The organism is Paenibacillus sp. FSL F4-0087 (assembly GCF_038020215.1).
GTDB lineage: Bacteria > Bacillota > Bacilli > Paenibacillales > Paenibacillaceae > Paenibacillus > Paenibacillus taichungensis.
The window spans coordinates 5,646,154-5,663,160 of sequence record NZ_JBBODJ010000001.1 but is presented as its reverse complement, the minus strand read 5'-3'; the positions used below and the strand labels follow the sequence as shown (position 1 = coordinate 5,663,160).

General features: G+C 44.6%; 11 protein-coding genes. 2 read left to right on the top strand and 9 right to left on the bottom strand.

Annotated features, from left to right (window positions below):
• Positions 1-37 precede the first annotated feature (37 nt).
• The 4 genes from MHB84_RS26045 to pdxS all read right to left on the bottom strand — a co-directional run bounded on the left by MHB84_RS26045 (position 38) and on the right by pdxS (position 5,382).
• Positions 38-2,089 carry a serine hydrolase domain-containing protein gene (locus MHB84_RS26045; RefSeq protein WP_076289278.1) on the bottom strand — a complete coding sequence of 684 codons (2,052 nt, stop codon included), beginning with the start codon at positions 2,087-2,089 and terminating at the stop codon, positions 38-40.
• A 118-nt stretch (positions 2,090-2,207) separates the two neighbouring features.
• Entirely contained in the window at positions 2,208-3,506 is a 1,299-nt protein-coding gene (locus tag MHB84_RS26040; protein WP_099856068.1) for an ATP-binding protein, read from the bottom strand.
• Between the two features lies 1 nt (position 3,507).
• Positions 3,508-4,248, bottom strand: coding sequence for a LytR/AlgR family response regulator transcription factor (locus MHB84_RS26035; protein WP_076289277.1), 741 nt, complete (start codon positions 4,246-4,248; stop codon positions 3,508-3,510).
• Between the two features lie 249 nt (positions 4,249-4,497).
• A complete protein-coding gene (pdxS, locus tag MHB84_RS26030) occupies positions 4,498-5,382 on the bottom strand; it encodes a pyridoxal 5'-phosphate synthase lyase subunit PdxS (RefSeq protein ID WP_218642256.1) in 885 nt (294 codons plus the stop codon).
• Between the two features lie 132 nt (positions 5,383-5,514).
• Here pdxS and pdxR point away from each other — a divergent pair, with 132 nt between their 5' ends.
• Positions 5,515-7,005 carry a MocR-like pyridoxine biosynthesis transcription factor PdxR gene (gene pdxR, locus MHB84_RS26025; protein WP_076289275.1) on the top strand — a complete coding sequence of 497 codons (1,491 nt, stop codon included), beginning with the start codon at positions 5,515-5,517 and terminating at the stop codon, positions 7,003-7,005.
• Positions 7,006-7,164: 159 nt separating this feature from the next.
• Here the strand turns inward: pdxR and MHB84_RS26020 are convergent, their stop codons facing one another.
• From MHB84_RS26020 to MHB84_RS26010, 3 genes are all read right to left on the bottom strand, one after another.
• Positions 7,165-8,433, bottom strand: a complete 1,269-nt coding sequence (locus MHB84_RS26020) for a cytosine deaminase (RefSeq protein ID WP_076289274.1) — start codon at positions 8,431-8,433, stop codon at positions 7,165-7,167.
• Positions 8,402-9,682: a cytosine permease gene (gene codB, locus MHB84_RS26015; protein ID WP_076289273.1), complete on the bottom strand. Its 1,281-nt coding sequence runs from the start codon at positions 9,680-9,682 to the stop codon at positions 8,402-8,404. Before codB ends, MHB84_RS26020 begins: the two co-directional genes overlap by 32 nt.
• A gap of 408 nt (positions 9,683-10,090) precedes the next feature.
• Complete coding sequence (locus MHB84_RS26010; protein WP_076289272.1) at positions 10,091-11,497, bottom strand: family 4 glycosyl hydrolase; 1,407 nt, start codon at positions 11,495-11,497, stop codon at positions 10,091-10,093.
• Positions 11,498-11,704: 207 nt separating this feature from the next.
• Here MHB84_RS26010 and MHB84_RS26005 point away from each other — a divergent pair, with 207 nt between their 5' ends.
• The gene (locus MHB84_RS26005; RefSeq protein ID WP_341143074.1) at positions 11,705-12,526 is read left to right on the top strand and encodes a helix-turn-helix transcriptional regulator; all 822 of its coding nucleotides are present in this window, start codon (positions 11,705-11,707) and stop codon (positions 12,524-12,526) included.
• A gap of 104 nt (positions 12,527-12,630) precedes the next feature.
• Here MHB84_RS26005 and MHB84_RS26000 read toward each other — a convergent pair whose 3' ends face one another.
• Together MHB84_RS26000 and MHB84_RS25995 are read right to left on the bottom strand one after the other, a co-directional pair.
• Complete coding sequence (locus tag MHB84_RS26000; protein ID WP_246318096.1) at positions 12,631-13,746, bottom strand: phosphotransferase enzyme family protein; 1,116 nt, start codon at positions 13,744-13,746, stop codon at positions 12,631-12,633.
• A 749-nt stretch (positions 13,747-14,495) separates the two neighbouring features.
• On the bottom strand, positions 14,496-16,760 hold the full coding sequence (locus MHB84_RS25995) for a glycoside hydrolase family 3 N-terminal domain-containing protein (protein WP_076289270.1): 2,265 nt from the start codon (positions 16,758-16,760) through the stop codon (positions 14,496-14,498).
• Positions 16,761-17,007 lie beyond the last annotated feature (247 nt).

Genomic DNA, 17,007 nt, shown 5'->3' with positions numbered 1-17,007 from the left:
CCGATATTTTCGAATGAAATCATTTTTCCTTATGCAATCACTTTAGTTGAATCTTGAAAACATCTCCCGCTTCACCACCAAAGACGATAAAACCACCTTTGGGAAGCAGCGTTGATTGTTGATTCGTTGCTTTTGAAAATTGAAGCACTTCACCTTTATCGTTATATACCGCATAACCTCCGCTCTCCGGAGAATCCACCGTTAACGTTTTGTTCGCTGAGCGGGAATCGATGGCATACCACCGAGCTTGACCGTTGGACGGGATGGTGGTGATGCCTGTTTTCCCACCGAAGATTGGTGTAATGGCTTCCTCCGCAATATACTCCTGTCCATCCTGAGTTAAGTACTCCGCTTCGTTCTTCGTACGGAAATGCAGATCAAAAGCATCTCTTCCGTTCATCACTGGAATCTGTGCGACATTCTCTGCATTGTCAGGATCAACAATTTGTGTGCCATTCGCATAACCGTTCTCCACATCTACGGTCAGGTTTTTGATCAGCATCGATGGAACCAGATAGAAGATCGACGTTATCTTTTCATCCAGCGCGTAATATTTCGAGCCGTTTCTAGCCTCCCATTTCTTTTTCGATGCTGTATCTAGCGAATTATTTTCCAATTTTTGATAATCATATGTGTTCATCACCGTTTGGCCTAGTCCAGGCAGCGTGATATTCGCTTGAACTTTAAAATATACCTTGTCGTTGCTTTCTTTCTCGAAGCTGACCTTCACACTTCCATCGTTACTCGTAAATTTCCCTTCACCCGTGTACACGTAATTCTGCTCCGGGATAAGTCCTCCCTGCATAGCCGGAAGTGCGATCTCACCATTCTTAACCTCTATATCAAGGGTTGAACCTACCGTACCATAGAGGCCGGAATACGCCGTCAATTCCGTGGGCATCTTTGTTTTGACAGGTGGTGAGAATGTCCGATCGGGCTCTATCTCGTCGATGATGCCTTGATCCGCAAGAACCTCCAGGAGAACTTTAGTGGCAAACATCTGATTATAGATAGAAGACCCGCCCGAAGATAGGACCGCCATTGATATATCATGTTTCGGTATAGTGATTAACGAGGCGTGATACAACATGGTGTCTCCACCTTTGGCAAGTGCAGTAATGCCATAATCGCTGAACGGTGCAAGTGCTACAGCATCCCATCCAAGACCATAGTTGAAGGTATTTCTCTCTTCGGACACCCATATTCCCCGACGATATTCATGATTTTGCATGGACTCTGCTGCTGATTTGGACAGAATGTCCGGTTTGTTTCCTATCAACACTTCAGCGAATTGGCTTAATTCTTCTGCAGTCGAGTAGATTCCACCTGTACCGAGGATATTAGCATTTTCGACAGGCAGTTTCGTTTCAATTGTAGGCCAATACGTCTCGGATAATCGTTCTCTATCAAAAGAATCAAGCGGTGTCTTGGTTGCTTGCAGCTGTAATGGCTCACTGATGAACTTGGCAATAAATTCGCTGTAGCTCAATCCACTCACACGTTCAACCAATATCTCAAGCAACTGAAAGCCATCATTGCTATAGACGGAATAGGCTCCCGGGTTTGATTTCAATTTCTCTGACTTTAATTTGAGTAGTAATTCATCATGATTGCGGGTATCGGTATCGTCAAATAACATACTGTTTCCATAATGGGTACCATAAAGCCCAGAGGAATGGTTCATGAGCATTCGCGGGGTTATTTGGGTATACCGTTCATCTGCCATTTCAAAATCTTTAATATAGGAAGTGAGGGGCTGATCCAGATCCACTTTACCGGAATCCACCAGCATCATGGTGGCAGCCGTGACAACCATTTTGCTAACGGAACCTATTCCAAACATGGTATCCTTGTCGACTGGTGTTTTGGATGCTTTGTCCTGGAATCCAACACTGTCGGACAAAATGATCTTCCCTTCATCCATGATCGCATATTGTAAACCTGTGACACCATAATTCTGCACCATCTCTGTGGCGAGTCGCCCAGCCTGATCTTCAATTGCTCCCATCTTGTTCGTCTCTGCACTGACATCTGTCATCGGAATGACTACAAGTACAGCCGTACATAGCATACTGATTAGTTTCTTCATTATAATAACTTCCTCCCTTATGATACTGCTCATATAATTACATTCATCATATCGGAGAAGAAGCAAATAGAACGATAACGAACCCTGAATGGAAAAAAACAATCCCCGAACGGTATGTTCAGAGACTGTTCATGTCAAAAGGAAGAACGACCATGTTATTAAATGTCCGATGATGATTCTCGATACTCATATGTCCGCCATACTTGTCGCACATTCTCGATATATTGGTTAAGCCGATCCCATGGAACTCGGGATTGGGCTTCTCACTCTTAAAGTGAGTCAATTTTTGCTCCACATGATTTAGAATCTGGATTACAAGTGCAGACGCCGTGGAGTGAATTGCAACCAGGATATACCTGTCTTCAGCATGTCTAACTTTCTTGGAAGCTTCGATGGCATTATCCAACATATTGCCGAGCACAACGCACAGATCATAACGATCGATATGGAGATGTTGTGAATGGAGTTGAATACGGGTGTCGACTTTGATCCCATTTGCCTGCCCCACGGCGATGGTATTTGTAACAAGGGCATCGATAACAAGATTGCCGGAGTTCACCCGCTGGTACGCTCCTTCAATCTTATTCAATGTGAGTTGAATATGCTCACCTGCGGCATCAAGCTTGTTTTGCTTGATACACTCTTCAATGTACAGGAACTGCTGATTGGTATCATGGATGATGCTTTTCACGTTTTTGAAACTGTGCACTGTTTTCTCATAGTTGGCATCCTGATAGTCCATCTGACGCTGTAGTTGAACATTTTCATGTGCGAGCTGAACCTTTTCTACCATATTATCGAATAGATAAACAATGAACACATTAAGAAAAAGGGAGCCTAATACGGAAACGACATAATATATGTTTTTTTCACTATAAGTTGAGGCCACATTGATCTGATAGATCGTAATGGTAGGTACGATCAGAAACAAGAAATAATAACGATAATGCATAGCGAAACTTCTCCGCTTGGCTATCAAACGCACAATCTGGATCACAATGAACATGATACCGCAACCAAGCAGCATCACTTTGGAGAACACCCAGTGATAATCCACGTTGAAATGATCCCATATGCTGTAATCCGTTGAATCAATCGCACTCATAATATATACGGCAATGTAATTTACCGTTGTGAGCAGTACTGCATAGAGGATGGTAAATGCAATTTTTTTGATGAATTCCACCTCATAGGATTGTGCCAGGCTGAAGATGAATAACAAAGCAAAAGCGGACGAAACGACAGGTGAAAATGAAGATACCAAATAGAAATACCCCAGTACAACAAATACAATGAAATAGATCGCTCTGTATGGTTTTCGTTTGGACTTGCCCAGCACGGAATTGAAATAAAAATTCACCTGGAATGCCATAAGTAAAGGAACGACGAAGACGGACAAGATTACATACATATCCATATCACTGAATCCTCATGATCATATATTTGGTATAAGCATCCTTGACTTCCTTGACTTTGGAGCGGCCTATCGGCAATTCCGTACCATTTAACATGACGACTTGGGTACCCGCAAACTTCTGAACATGCATCAGGTTGATGATAATCGAGCGATGAATTTGCAAGAAACCATGATCTTTCAAGGCGGTGGCATAACCGGATAAGATGCCTTTGCTCTCATGCGAATTTTCCTGAGTCACAAATTTTAATTTGTTCTTGATCGTCAAACTCTTCATGACCTCAATCCAGAGAATATCATCGTATTTCAATAGAAGCTCTTCATAATCTGACTTAATCAGTACATACTTTTTGTCCAGCGCTTTAAAATATTGGCACAGCTTAATCATCTTCTCCTCGAAGATATCCGGCAGGATTGGTTTGATCAGATATTGAAAAGTAACCACATCAAAACTATCAACCATATACTCGGGGTAGCTGGTCAGAAACATGATTTGCACATCCAGATACTTCATATTTCTGATTTCTTGGGCTGTCTGGATTCCGTTCATTCCGCTCATTTCCACATCCATAATGAGGATATGAAACGTGTCTCCCACGTTTTTATAATGTGAGACGAGCTGCTCTCCGGATGCAAATAATGTAATTTGAAAATCAATATTCGTTTTTAGAGATAAGGAGATAAGCATCGTTTTCACAAGTTCTCTTTGTTTCTCCTCGTCATCACAGACTGCAACTTTGAACATGCTTGAACATCCGCCTTTCATCGACATCGACGCTGAATTTCACTCTCAAATATACTATTTTATCACAGGTTCAAGGGCGAAATTAAGATGAAACGCATGATTGAGACCCTAAAGCGCAACAAAGCCGATCAATTTTTCTCATTGATCGGCTTTTCTTGATATCTATTCCTACCCCATTCAAGCTCAATGCTTAAATACAGCGTTGTGTAAAATCATAACAATACTTTAAAATTAATGTTCTATTTAAGCTTACCAACCGCGGTTGGACATACGCTCTTCTGGAGCCAATTTAGAAATTTCAATTCCTTTCATTGGAGCACCCAAGTTTTTGGATACTTCGGCAATCAGTTTGTAATCCGTGTAATGTGTTGTAGCTTCAACGATTGCACGAGCGAATTTCTCAGGGCTATCTGATTTGAAAATACCTGATCCTACAAACACACCGTCTGCTCCCAGATGCATCATTAATGCTGCGTCTGCCGGAGTGGCTACACCACCTGCTGCAAAGTTAACGACAGGAAGTTTTCCATTTTCATGAACATCGCGCAGTAATTCATAAGCTACGCCCAGATTTTTTGCTTCAGCGTACAACTCATCCTTGGACATGTTTTTCACTTTGCGGATCTGGCTGTTAATCAGACGCATATGACGAACTGCCTCAACAATGTTACCCGTTCCAGGCTCGCCTTTTGTACGAATCATCGATGCACCCTCACCAATACGGCGAAGAGCTTCTCCCAAATCTTTGGCTCCACATACAAATGGTACAGTGAACTCATGTTTATCAATATGGAACACTTCGTCTGCAGGCGTAAGAACTTCACTTTCATCGAGATAGTCCACACCTAGAGATTCAAGCACTTTGGCTTCTATGTAATGACCGATACGCGCCTTGGCCATAACTGGAATAGATACAACCTTCATAACCTCTTCCACGATGGTTGGATCTGCCATACGAGCTACACCGCCAGCTGCGCGAATATCGGAAGGTACCCGCTCAAGAGCCATAACAGCTGTTGCCCCTGCCGCTTCAGCGATTTTAGCTTGCTCTGCATTCATGACGTCCATGATGACGCCGCCCTTTTGCATCTCAGCCATTCCTCTTTTTACACGATCTGTACCTGTTTGCATGATTGTATTCCTCCTAATTAAATTTATTGTTTCACTTCAACCTATGGTTTAGTATAAAATGAGAATGGACAACTAAAAAGATCCAATAATTTCGGTTTTTATTGTACCACTTCTAAATTATCCTCTGGAGGGCATATGCAATTTCATGTAGCTTACAGTTCATATTTGAACCGAAAATATACCAAGATGAAGGCTCTCTATCAAGCAATTCGTGATGCTATTCAAGAAGGTAACCTGGTGCATGGCGAGAAGTTACCATCTACACGAGAGTTAGCTGCGACGTATCACATTTCCCGCGGAACAGTGAATCAGGTGTATGATACGTTGACTGCTCAAGGTTATATTCATTCCGAGCATGGGAGAGGAACCTTTGTTGCTTATCAGTTGGATTTAAGCAATGATGCGTCCACCGAGAAAGCATGCACTCATCACTTATCAGCCTGGGGGAATCGTATTCAGCAGTTTGAACAGCACACAACTCAAAGGAATTCACATACCAATGCACAAACAAGTAATTCCAGAATAGAAAGCGACGAAGTTATTGATTTTAGCAAATACCAGCCTGATTTCTCCAAGTTCCCTTACGATGAATGGAACAATCGATTGTATGCTGAGATACGGCATCGGGAGCATCACATAGAAACAACCTCTGCTCTTGTTAGTTCAACAGGGGAGCCGAAATTGCGAGAAGCCATTGCTGCCTACCTTCGGCGGATGCGGGGGATTCAAGTCGATGCAGATCACATTGCAGTCACTGCCGGTTCTATGCAAGCTATAGCTCTACTCACTCAATTACTTGCAGATCCTGGGGATCATGTAGTGACGGAAAGTCCTTGTTATATCGGAATTTCACAAGCCATTTTGGCTGCGGGTGCAAATTTGATTGAAGCCAGTCTCGATGGTCAAGGCGTTGTACCCCAAAACTGGGATGCACGTATGTTGTTTGTCACGCCATCACGACAATTTCCAACCGGCGAAATGCTCAGCCTTGAACGCAGACAAACTTTGCTGGATTGGGCACATCGTCATGATGCTATGATTGTGGAGGATGATTATGATAGTGAATTCCGATATCGCGGAATGCATGTTGAACCGCTGAAAACATTGGATAAAGCGGGACGCGTAATCTACCTTGGCAGCTTCACGAAAACCTTGCCTTTGGAAGTACGGCTTGGTTATGTGGTTCTCCCCCCCACTTTGGCAGACACCTTTCGAAAAGCACAGGCATTATACGAGCCAAGACCCGTCAATCTGATCGAGCAGCGGGCATTAGCAGCATTTATGACAAGCGGACAATATGAGCGTCATCTGCGTAGGATGAATCGTTTATATAGTCGCAAATTTCATTTGCTACTTAAACTTTTGAACCAGCAACTCTCTACATGGTTTGATTGGGTGGAAAATGAAGCAGGTCTGCACGTGTTTGGCTGGTGGCGAGGTGATGCGTCCACTTATGAAGTCTTTCGGGCATCGGCTAGATCAGAAGGGGTTGTATACTCAGAGGTCAGCAGTTCAACGTCTGACGGTACGAAGTATGGTATCTATTTATCATTTGCACATTTGTCAGATGTTCAATTACAGGAAGGCGTATGTAAATTAAAAAATGCCGTCACAGCTCCATTGTGAGGTACCCTCTCTCTCGTCTTTCAAAATCGGAACACCAAAAATCCCCTCTTTTGTACAGGAAGAGTCCACAATCATGGAATCTCTATTGACCTGTCCACCCTGAGGGGATTTTTTGACTAATGCGTAGGCTATGGTTGATGCATCGCACTGCTCATTTAATTATTTATTGAAAGTAACCTTCTCTGTACCGCTCTCCAAAATGATGGACATATCTCGAGGTTTTGTTTCCGCGATTTTGCGGCCACCTCTATACGAGTACAGTACACCAGCCTGTTTTCGAACAGCCTCGTATTCGTTCTCTGCTTCAAGAACGATGAAGTTGGCGGGTTTTCCTACTTCAATTCCGTATGCATCCTCAATATGCAACGTTCTTGCGCTGTTTTTCGTAATGAGATCGACCGAATTTACGATTTGATCATAGCCCAGCAACTGCGAAGCATGAATACCCATGTGCAGTACTTGGAGCATGTTGCCCGTTCCTAGCGGATACCATGGATCGAAAATATCATCATGACCGAAACATACGTTAAGACCAGCTTCCTGCAGCTCTTTGACGCGAGTCAGACCTCTTCTTTTTGGATACGTGTCGAAGCGTCCTTGCAGGTGAATGTTGACCAACGGATTGGAGACGAAATTGAGGTCAGCCATCTTCAGCAATCTGAACAATTTGTACGTATATGCGTCATTGTAAGACCCCATCGCCGTCGTATGACTTGCCGTTGTGCGAGAACCCAGACCTCGTTCGTAGGCTTCCTTGGCAACAACTTCCACGAAGCGGGATTGCTCGTCATCGATCTCGTCGCAATGGATGTCGATCAGACGGTCGTATTTTTCGGCAAGGTCAAAAGCAACCTTCATCGAATCAACGCCATATTCTCTCGTGAATTCGAAGTGCGGAATGCCGCCGACCACGTCAACGCCCATTTTCAGTGACTCTTCCAGCAGTTCTGCACCGTTCGGATAGGAATGAATACCTTCCTGTGGGAATGCCACAAGCTGGATGTCGATGTATGGTGCCATCTCTTCTTTTACTTCAAGCATCGCTTTGACTGCCGTCAAGCTTGGATCTGTAACGTCCACATGTGTCCGAACATGTTGGATCCCCTGCGCCATCTGCCATTTCAGTGCTGTTTTGGAGCGAGTTTTAACATCTTCATGTGTCAAGAATGCTTTGCGTTCCGACCAACGTTGGATGCCTTCAAATAGCGTTCCGCTCAAATTCCATTCCGGCTCGCCAGCCGTTAACGTTGTATCCAGATGGATGTGAGGCTCAATGAATGGTGGCAGTACAAGTGAACCGTTGACGTCAAGTATTTCCTCATTTGCAGTGGCTTGCAGCTCCTGCGTAATTTGTTCGAACTTCCCTTCCTTGACAACGATATTCCATAGACCATCTTTACCCCGCAATTTTGCGTTCTGTATAATCATTTATTTTCCCCTTTTCTTTGTTGGATTCTTTGTTAGGAACGATCAGCATCAACACGATGTAGGCCACCGCCGTACCGAGCAGTGCATTTAGTGGTGTTACTCCTGGAGCCAGCTGAGCAAACGCAACGCCGATGGCCCAAGCCACCATCGCTACCCAGTTTACAGTTTTGAAACTCATCTCGGCAAACGGTTTATAGTTTCTGCGCTTCACGAAGAAATAGTCCGCGATGATGATGGCCCCAATGGACGGTACCGCCGCGCCCAGCACATTCAGGAAGCTGACGAAATTGTTGTACATCCACATGGCAAATACTGTACCCACAATGCCGTTTACGATGACGAAGAACTTTTTCGAAATTTTAGTGATGTTGGCAAAACCCAATCCGGAGGCGTACAAGGCGTTATCGTTGGTTGTCCAGATATTCAGTCCAAGAACGATGATCGCAGGAATGAGCAAGCCTTGCAGGAACATGACCTCCGAGATATCAGCCAGGTTATATGCCATTGCACCAACTGCCCCGAACAGGAACATAAGCGAGTTCCCAAGGAAGAAGGCAATAACCGTTGCGGTAACCGCCTGCTTGGACGTACGGGAAAACCGGGCAAAATCGGGCGTCAGCGTTCCGCCACTAATGAATGAACCGATACAAATGGTCAATGCTGCAGCTGCGGTGAGTGTCTCTGTCGGCGTGTAATCGAGCAATCCTTGCAGACCTCCCAGCGATCCTGCACCTTTGAACATGGAGTAACCGCCGAGAATGGCAATAGCCGGAACCGCGATATAACCCAAGATGACGAGCGACTTCATACCGAAGATGGCAGATGCCGTCATAGCAAGACCAAACAGCAAGATTAACAGGTACACGTTCCAATCCATCGCTTTGGCAACCGGAATTGCGAACATGGCCACGCCTACCCCGAACCATCCGACCTGTGTAAAGCCAAGCAGGAACGATGGCAGGTACGATCCTTTCGCACCAAACGCATATTTAGCAAGTAAATGTGTGGAAAGACCCGTCTTGGCAGCGATATGTGCCAGTGCCCCTGTATAGATACCGAGCACCAAATTGCCAGCAAGCACGATGCCAATGAACTCCATAAACGTCAAACTGACTCCAAGCGTACCCCCTGCCAACATACTCGCCGAGAAGAAGGTGAAACCCAACATGACGGATAACGTCTTCCAAAAATGATTTCTCTGCGTTTTTGGCACCTCTTGCCATGAAAACTCTTGATCTTGTTTGCTCATCAGAATACCTCCAGCTTAAAGTGTATCTGATACCAAAAAAAAGCAGAAAAAAGAGGCTACTCGTCAAGTTACACACTGACAAGTAGCCTCTTTTTGCATCATAATCCGCGCGAAGACGCAGAGCATCCCTGTGGGGATATGCCCTGATTCACGCGTGATTATAAAATCCGCTGCCCTTGCCAGCCTCTCTGGACTGAATTAAAGGTACCAGTATTCAATTACATTTATTATTTTAGAAAACGCCACAGATGTCAATGTCATTATTATCCAATGGTCATAAATCCCTTCTAAGATAAGCTATTTTTATACCTATTTAGCTTTTCAAATGAACTAAAATTTATTAATAAAATCAAAGACCACGTAGTTTCCTTCAGAAGGTCAACGTGATCTTTTATCATTATCTATACCTTAGGTATACTGCAGTCTGTCCTTGTACCAGACGTCGGGAATCATATCACGCTCCAGTTCCAACAATTCATGAATGATCTTGTCCGCGTCACTGATGGAATTCACGAGCGGATCGGTGAGCATCGCCCTTCTTAGCTTCTCGTAGCTCTGCTCCAGAACAGCTTCGACCGTCAGCTCATGTGTATCCAGTACAAGTTCTTGCATTCCTCTTACTCCACGCGGCATCTCGCCTACATGAACTGGCTTAACTCCATCCATTCCCACATCGCACAGCACTTCCAGGAACGAATCGGCATTCATATTGGTTACCGCGCCTTGATTAAGCGTATTGATGAAAAACTTCTTCCCCAAATTCCCTACCATGTTCTCAATGATATCAGTCGCATGGTCTGGGCCAAAGGTGCTCATGTAATCGGTAATCGGGATGTTCCCCTCAAGAAAGTCATCAACCTGACGCCACATTTCGTCGTGACGCTGATACCTGTCCTCTGTCTCCCAGATGGATAATGGCGGAAGTGCGTCTGTAGTCTTGCCGAGACCTTGCCAATATCGAACGTATTCCTTCGTATGCGCCGTGCAAGTGGGGATGATTCCGAAAATATCATACAGTTCGTAGGTAATCGCATCGTTAAAAATAGCTTTTGCTCCGCGATCACCGCCGTTGTTCTCATCACCTGCCATTTTGCGCATGGCTTCCGCGATTAGGGGCATCACATTTTTCCCTTCGAATTCCGCTTTAAGCAGCCAAGTGAAATGATTGACGCCAGCGATGCGGAAATCGAATTTCTGATCGATTTCATTGGTGAACTCGTCTGTCTTTTCGATGATTCCAGCTCTTACAGCGTAATAGGCTTTCTTATGCGGCATATGATGACTATCGCACAGGGCAAACGATTTTAGCTTCGGCGCATAGCGATGTAGTGCGATGCCATGAACGGTAGACGGATTAATATAATTAATTACCCAGGCATCAGGACATAGCTCTTCAATGTCTCTGGCGCATTCCATAATAACCGGAAGCTCTCTCATTGCCCTAAAGATTCCACCCGGGCCAATCGTATCGCCAGAACACATGCGAATGCCGTATTTTAGAGAGACTTGGCAGTCAATTCCCCGGTATTTGACTGATTGCTCTGCAAAGCTAAGCACAACGAAGTCCGCTCCCGGCAGCACTTGTCTTCGGTCTACCGAGCCCTCAATCTTTAAGGATACATTGTTCTCCTGGGCGACCCTCTCTGCAAGTGTTACCATTTTCGAGAGCCGCTCCTCGTCCGTATCCACTAAAGCCAAAGTTCCCTGGTTCAAGTATGGTGAGTGAACCATCTGCCAGATGGATTGACGACCGAAAAACAGGCTACCCGCCCCAATAACAACTACCTTTGGATGCTGTGTGTTTGTAGCATTCATCAATAACCCTCCTCGTAACGATATAAGTTCATTATAGGTGAGTGGGCTAGAATCGGAATGTGTGATAGTTTTCAAAACATGTCATATGGTACGATAGATAACAAGAGATAAATCCTTTGCTACATTATTAAAAAAATGAAGGATGTCATAAAGTGGAGGGGTGATGAGTTGGATCAGACGCATGCAGGGATAGTAAATATGAGTATAATGGACGAACTTTCGGAGTATATCACACTTCGCATGAGCTCCTATTTGGAACAAACTCACGACAGCAATTGGATGGAGCACAAGTCTCATTCCGATTATGATCTGTGGTTTATTACAGCAGGCTCCGTCCAGATCACCATCGATGGGATCGAACATATGGCGGACCGGGGTGACATTGTATTTTTTTATCCGGATATGCCCTATCTGGCTTCCACGACTGGAGAGCTGTGCCGATTCATATACATGCACTTTGATTTCAGCATTGCTGAGCAAAAGCGAATTCTGGGCGAGTTTCAACTGCCGGGCATCGTACCTGGCAACCTGGTTAGGGAGGAATCAACATTGTTCACCTCGTCCTATCTAAGGTTCAAGCAGGACAGCGGCGCTTCCGGAAGTCCACTCTATTTGAAAGCTTCTCTGCTTCTCGTCATTGCAAAAATATTGGAGCTGCACGGGCAAGGTCTGTATAATGGTGAATTTCTAAAAGACCGAAAATCGAGGAAAACGGAAGGAAGTCTGGAGGTTCTGCAGAACGTATTCCCTTACGTGAATTCGAATCTGCATCGTGCCATCCGAGTTAACGAGCTTGCAGCCATTGCCGGTGTCTCTGAGAAATATTTTATTTCTTTGTTCAAGAAAATTCTGGGTATTACACCGGGACAGTACATCAATCAAATCAAGATGAACCGGGCACGGGACTATCTGTATGAGAAAAAATATACGGTCCAGCAAATTGCCGGATTTCTGGGCTATCCCGATCCCTTCACCTTCTCCAAAGCATTTAAAAAATTTTACAACGTGCCTCCTTCCAAATTTGAATAGAGTGCCATAGCTAAACAAAGAGGCAACCGGTCTATGCCGGCTGCCTCCACATTTGGTTAGTCACTGGTTATTCATGCTTCAGGTGTAAGTCACTTCAGCGTTTCTCATAACGTAAAGGGTGCTTCACTCGAATATATGTCATGGAAAAATCCCCTGTACGGTATATCCTCTTCCAGACATTTAATGAGATACAACACTTCTTCGTTATCTTCCGGTTCTTCACCAGTATGCTGCATTTCCTCCAATTGACCTAGGATATTCTCCAAAAGGGTAACTTGAATAAATAAAGGCAGCATCTCCAACATCGAATCTTCGATCTTGGTTTCGGAAGTATAACCAGCGAGGGCAGTTTCAAAATAATCATGCATGAACGCTTTGCGTTTACCGGCGTCAGGTTCGAATTGTATCCAGCCCACACCGTGTGTCCATAGATCTGCCAGATCATACATATACCAACCGAAGCAGGAATTATCAAAATCATACACCGTGATTTGACCGGTATCAAAATCGATTGAGTAATTCCCATCATTATAATCGAAATGGATCATCCCGAATGTTTCCTGGTTTGTATCCAAACCTTTTAAAGTATTCAGCAGTTCGACCATCTTCTCCTTAAGCAGCGAGAATGATTCAGGTATCAAGTTATTGATATATTCACCTTTGTAATTATCAAAAAAATGATGCCGGCGATGAACGGGTACATAGCTTTTGGATAGCTGATGCATTTTGCCCAAAACTTTGCCGCTATTATAATAGTATTCGGTAAGTGGAACACCTTCTCGGTACTGATAATTATTTTCTACCAGCAACTTTCCCTTGGCCTTGTTAAACAGGCTGACAAAAAACGTATGATGATTATAAGTGATTTCTTCTAACAGATGGCCCTTTTTCGAGTTGACTACATTCGAGACACTTGCCCCGTGTTCAAATAAATAACGGACATACTCCAGTTCGGCAATGTAATCTTCCCGCTTTCTGTCAGGCAAAAAAGACACTCGGAGTATGAGCGATTCACGCCCCTCTTGCTCACAGGTATAAACGACATTCCGCCCACCCTCATGAGGTGGAATAAGCTGAATGTTGTAACCCTCCAGATAAAACAGCTCGCATACCAATTCCAGTACGTGCGTATTGCTGATGTTAACAGCTTCGTTAAAGTTAATAATGATCTCCTCCAGTAAACATTGTCGGGACGATCTCCCGCACTGCAATGTCCACAAAAGGAATCTCCATTCCGCAAATATCCTTCTGTGAACCTAAAGCACAATCACCTTGTTAGTCATTGAAATTCGCTCCTTTTTGTTCAGATATATATATCTTAACCTAAAATTCCAGATTATTCTATTGTTTTTACTAACACTGTTGCCACCTAATAATATCGAATCAAAATATCTGGGTCGTCGTCAATGGACCATGAGTAAAAAAAGATTTGGTGAAAAGCAAAAAAATGTGTCTATGTAAATGAAAAAAGATAATTCAGAGGAGATGTCACTTGGGATTGAATGCAGAACAATTTAATTATATTTCAGAGACAGAACGATTAATAATAAGACCTTTAAAGAAAGACGACTATGAAACTTCCCATCCTTATTCCAATTCAGGTCTGGTTGCTATCGATTTGGATTTCATATGATCGGGGTTATAACAGTAATTTGAGTATCTACCCCTCCATCAAGCACCATTCCCTCAAAATACTTTCCGGTCACATTCCCTGTAAATGTAATCATGACAACAGAATCATCCACGCTGTAATTCGAATGATTTCCCAATGTTCACATGTACCGTGAACATTTCTTCTAATCTCACGCGTTACCACCTCCAGATTAAGTTAATTATAACTCTACTCCTTATTTTGTAGGTAGCGAGGAATTACATGAGGGATAGCATGACCCACGGAACCAAAGATCAAAATACCAAAAAGACTGATCCGTATTTGGAATCAGTCTTTTTCAACATCATTAATATTGTTTTAATCCGTTCTCACCGGTAACTTGCCCTCAGCTTTCCGTTGGCCAACAAGCACTTTGATCCCTGCTGTCGTATTGGACTCCTGCTTTCCATACACGGCAAGCCCTGAGCGCACATTCTGCAAATAAATCATCTCATACGGATTGCCAAGCGACAATAGGGAGTAACGCTGATTACGCCTGTTCATCGTATCAATCAAGGTTTGATAATCGGACCAACCGAACTCACTGGCCACGTTACGGAACTGGTAAGAAGCGAGAATGACGTAGTCGGCCTGTCCAATCGCCTGGAGGGCTTCATTCGTCTTCCCTTGTCCAATAAGAGAAATTTCTGTCTTCAGGGATAGGTTACTTGCAGCTTGTTTCAGTTGCTTTTCAAGCTGCTTTGCCTGTTCCTGTTCGGCTGCGAGAATAACGACCCGGTCGCCTTGTTGAATTTGATCCGGAAGTACACCCTCACGGCTGGCCAATACGGTGACCGCTCGCTCGGCAATTTCCTGCTCCACCGCACGATGCTGCTTCGATCCAATGATACCGTTAAGCTCGGTTAACTTTTGGGCTAGAGTCTGGCTGCGTTCAAACAAACCATATTTGGCTTTCAACTCCAAAATTCGCTTCACTGAAGCATGAATGGTTTCGTCCGGGATCTTCCCGCTCTTCACTGCGTTCACGAGCGTTTGATGTGCAACTGCCGGATCTTTTGGCATAAGGATGATATCAACACCTGCGGAAACAGCACGTTCCACGGCTTTATTCTCCCCAAAATGCTCCGCAATCGCATTCATGGTAAAAGCGTCAGATATGATCAGACCTTCGTATCCCAGCTCCCCCCGAAGCAGTCCGGTCAGCACCTTTTTGGATAAGGTGGCAGGAATGGGCACACTCTTTCCGTCTTTGAGTGAAGTGACATGCTCGTTATCAATGGCCGGGAAAGCAATGTGTGCAGTCATGATCATCTCGACCCCGTTCTCAATCGCATCCCGAAATGGTTTTAATTCTACCGCATCAAGCCGTGCGCGGTTATGTGTTAGCACAGGCATACCGAGATGTGAGTCTACGGTCGTATCCCCATGCCCTGGGAAATGCTTGACTGCCGCGATCACCCCGGATTGCTGTAGACCCTTTATCGTTGCGAGACCAAGCCGCGTCACCAAATCCGCGTCTGAGCCAAACGATCGTATGCCAATGATTGGGTTGTCTGGATTGCTGTTAATGTCTAGCACTGGCGCAAAGTTGATCTGTATCCCCAGTGCCTTCAACTCCTCTCCTGTCAACTGACCAGCCGCTTCAGCTAGAGCTGTATCTCCCGTTGCGCCAAGCGCCATTTGCCCCGGCAGATTCGTCCCGCCCGGTATCCGCTTAACGACGCCTCCTTCTTGGTCGATGCTAAGAAATAAAGGAATGTCGCCGGCTTCCCTTTGCATGTCATGTGTGAACGTTGTAAGCTGCCTAATATCTACAATATTTTTGTCGAAAAGAATAAGCCCGCCCAAATCTTGATCATGAATGCTGCGTTTCAGCCCTTCATGAACGGTCGTAGTCACTTTACCGTTCCATTGCCTAATGTCAGGCATAAGCATCTGGCCGACTTGCTCGCTTACGGTCATATAGGATATCAGCTTGTCCCAATCTTGTGTACGAATGGCTGCTTCACGTTCGAACCGAATCACTCGTGACATAAATACAGCATATTCCGCTCGCGTGACCGTTTGATTCGGACGATAAGTACCATCCGAATATCCGCCGACCAAGCCGTTGGAGCTCAAGATCAGAATAGGCGCTTCAGCCCAATGTTGTTTTGTATCTGACCAATTAGCTGGTTGCTTGCCTTCCAAGAGTGAATACGCACGCGTAAGAAATGCTGCAGTTTCGGCACGGCTAAGCGGTGCATCCGGACGGAAGGAGCCGCCAGGAAATCCGCTGGCAAGTCCGTTTTTTGATGCTAACGCGATTTCCCGATAAAAGGGGTGAGTTGTCGGAACATCCGAATAAGTCGTTGTACCTTCCACTGGTTTCTCCAGCTCTTGAGGATAAAGCTCTCGCACCATAAACGTGACGGCTTGCGCCCTTGTTACCAGCCCTTGGGGCTTAAATATTCCATTTCCATATCCTGCGACCGTTCCTCGTTCGGCCATATACTCGATACCGTCTTCTGCCCACTTCGAATGCTGAAGATCGGTAAAACGTTCTTCCGCATCTGCACTTCCTGCCCATATGAGCATAGAGCCGAGAACAGCACCGAATATCGCCATCATTTTTAGTTGCATCTATTTCACTCCTGTTGATGTTCTTTGTAAGAAGAATAGACGCTATTGATGTATGTTTTGTTGCGTTGGGTCGCTGCTATTATCGCTTGGGTACATGATTAACACCTATGAACACTTGACTGTTATCTCACCATCTAAGATAATTACAGTTTGACTAAAAAATTCCTACAAGAGGATCTTTCATTTGGAAGGGGGGCGCTCGTTATTAACTGGTTAAATGATCTCTATAAGATAAATAAACGGGAAT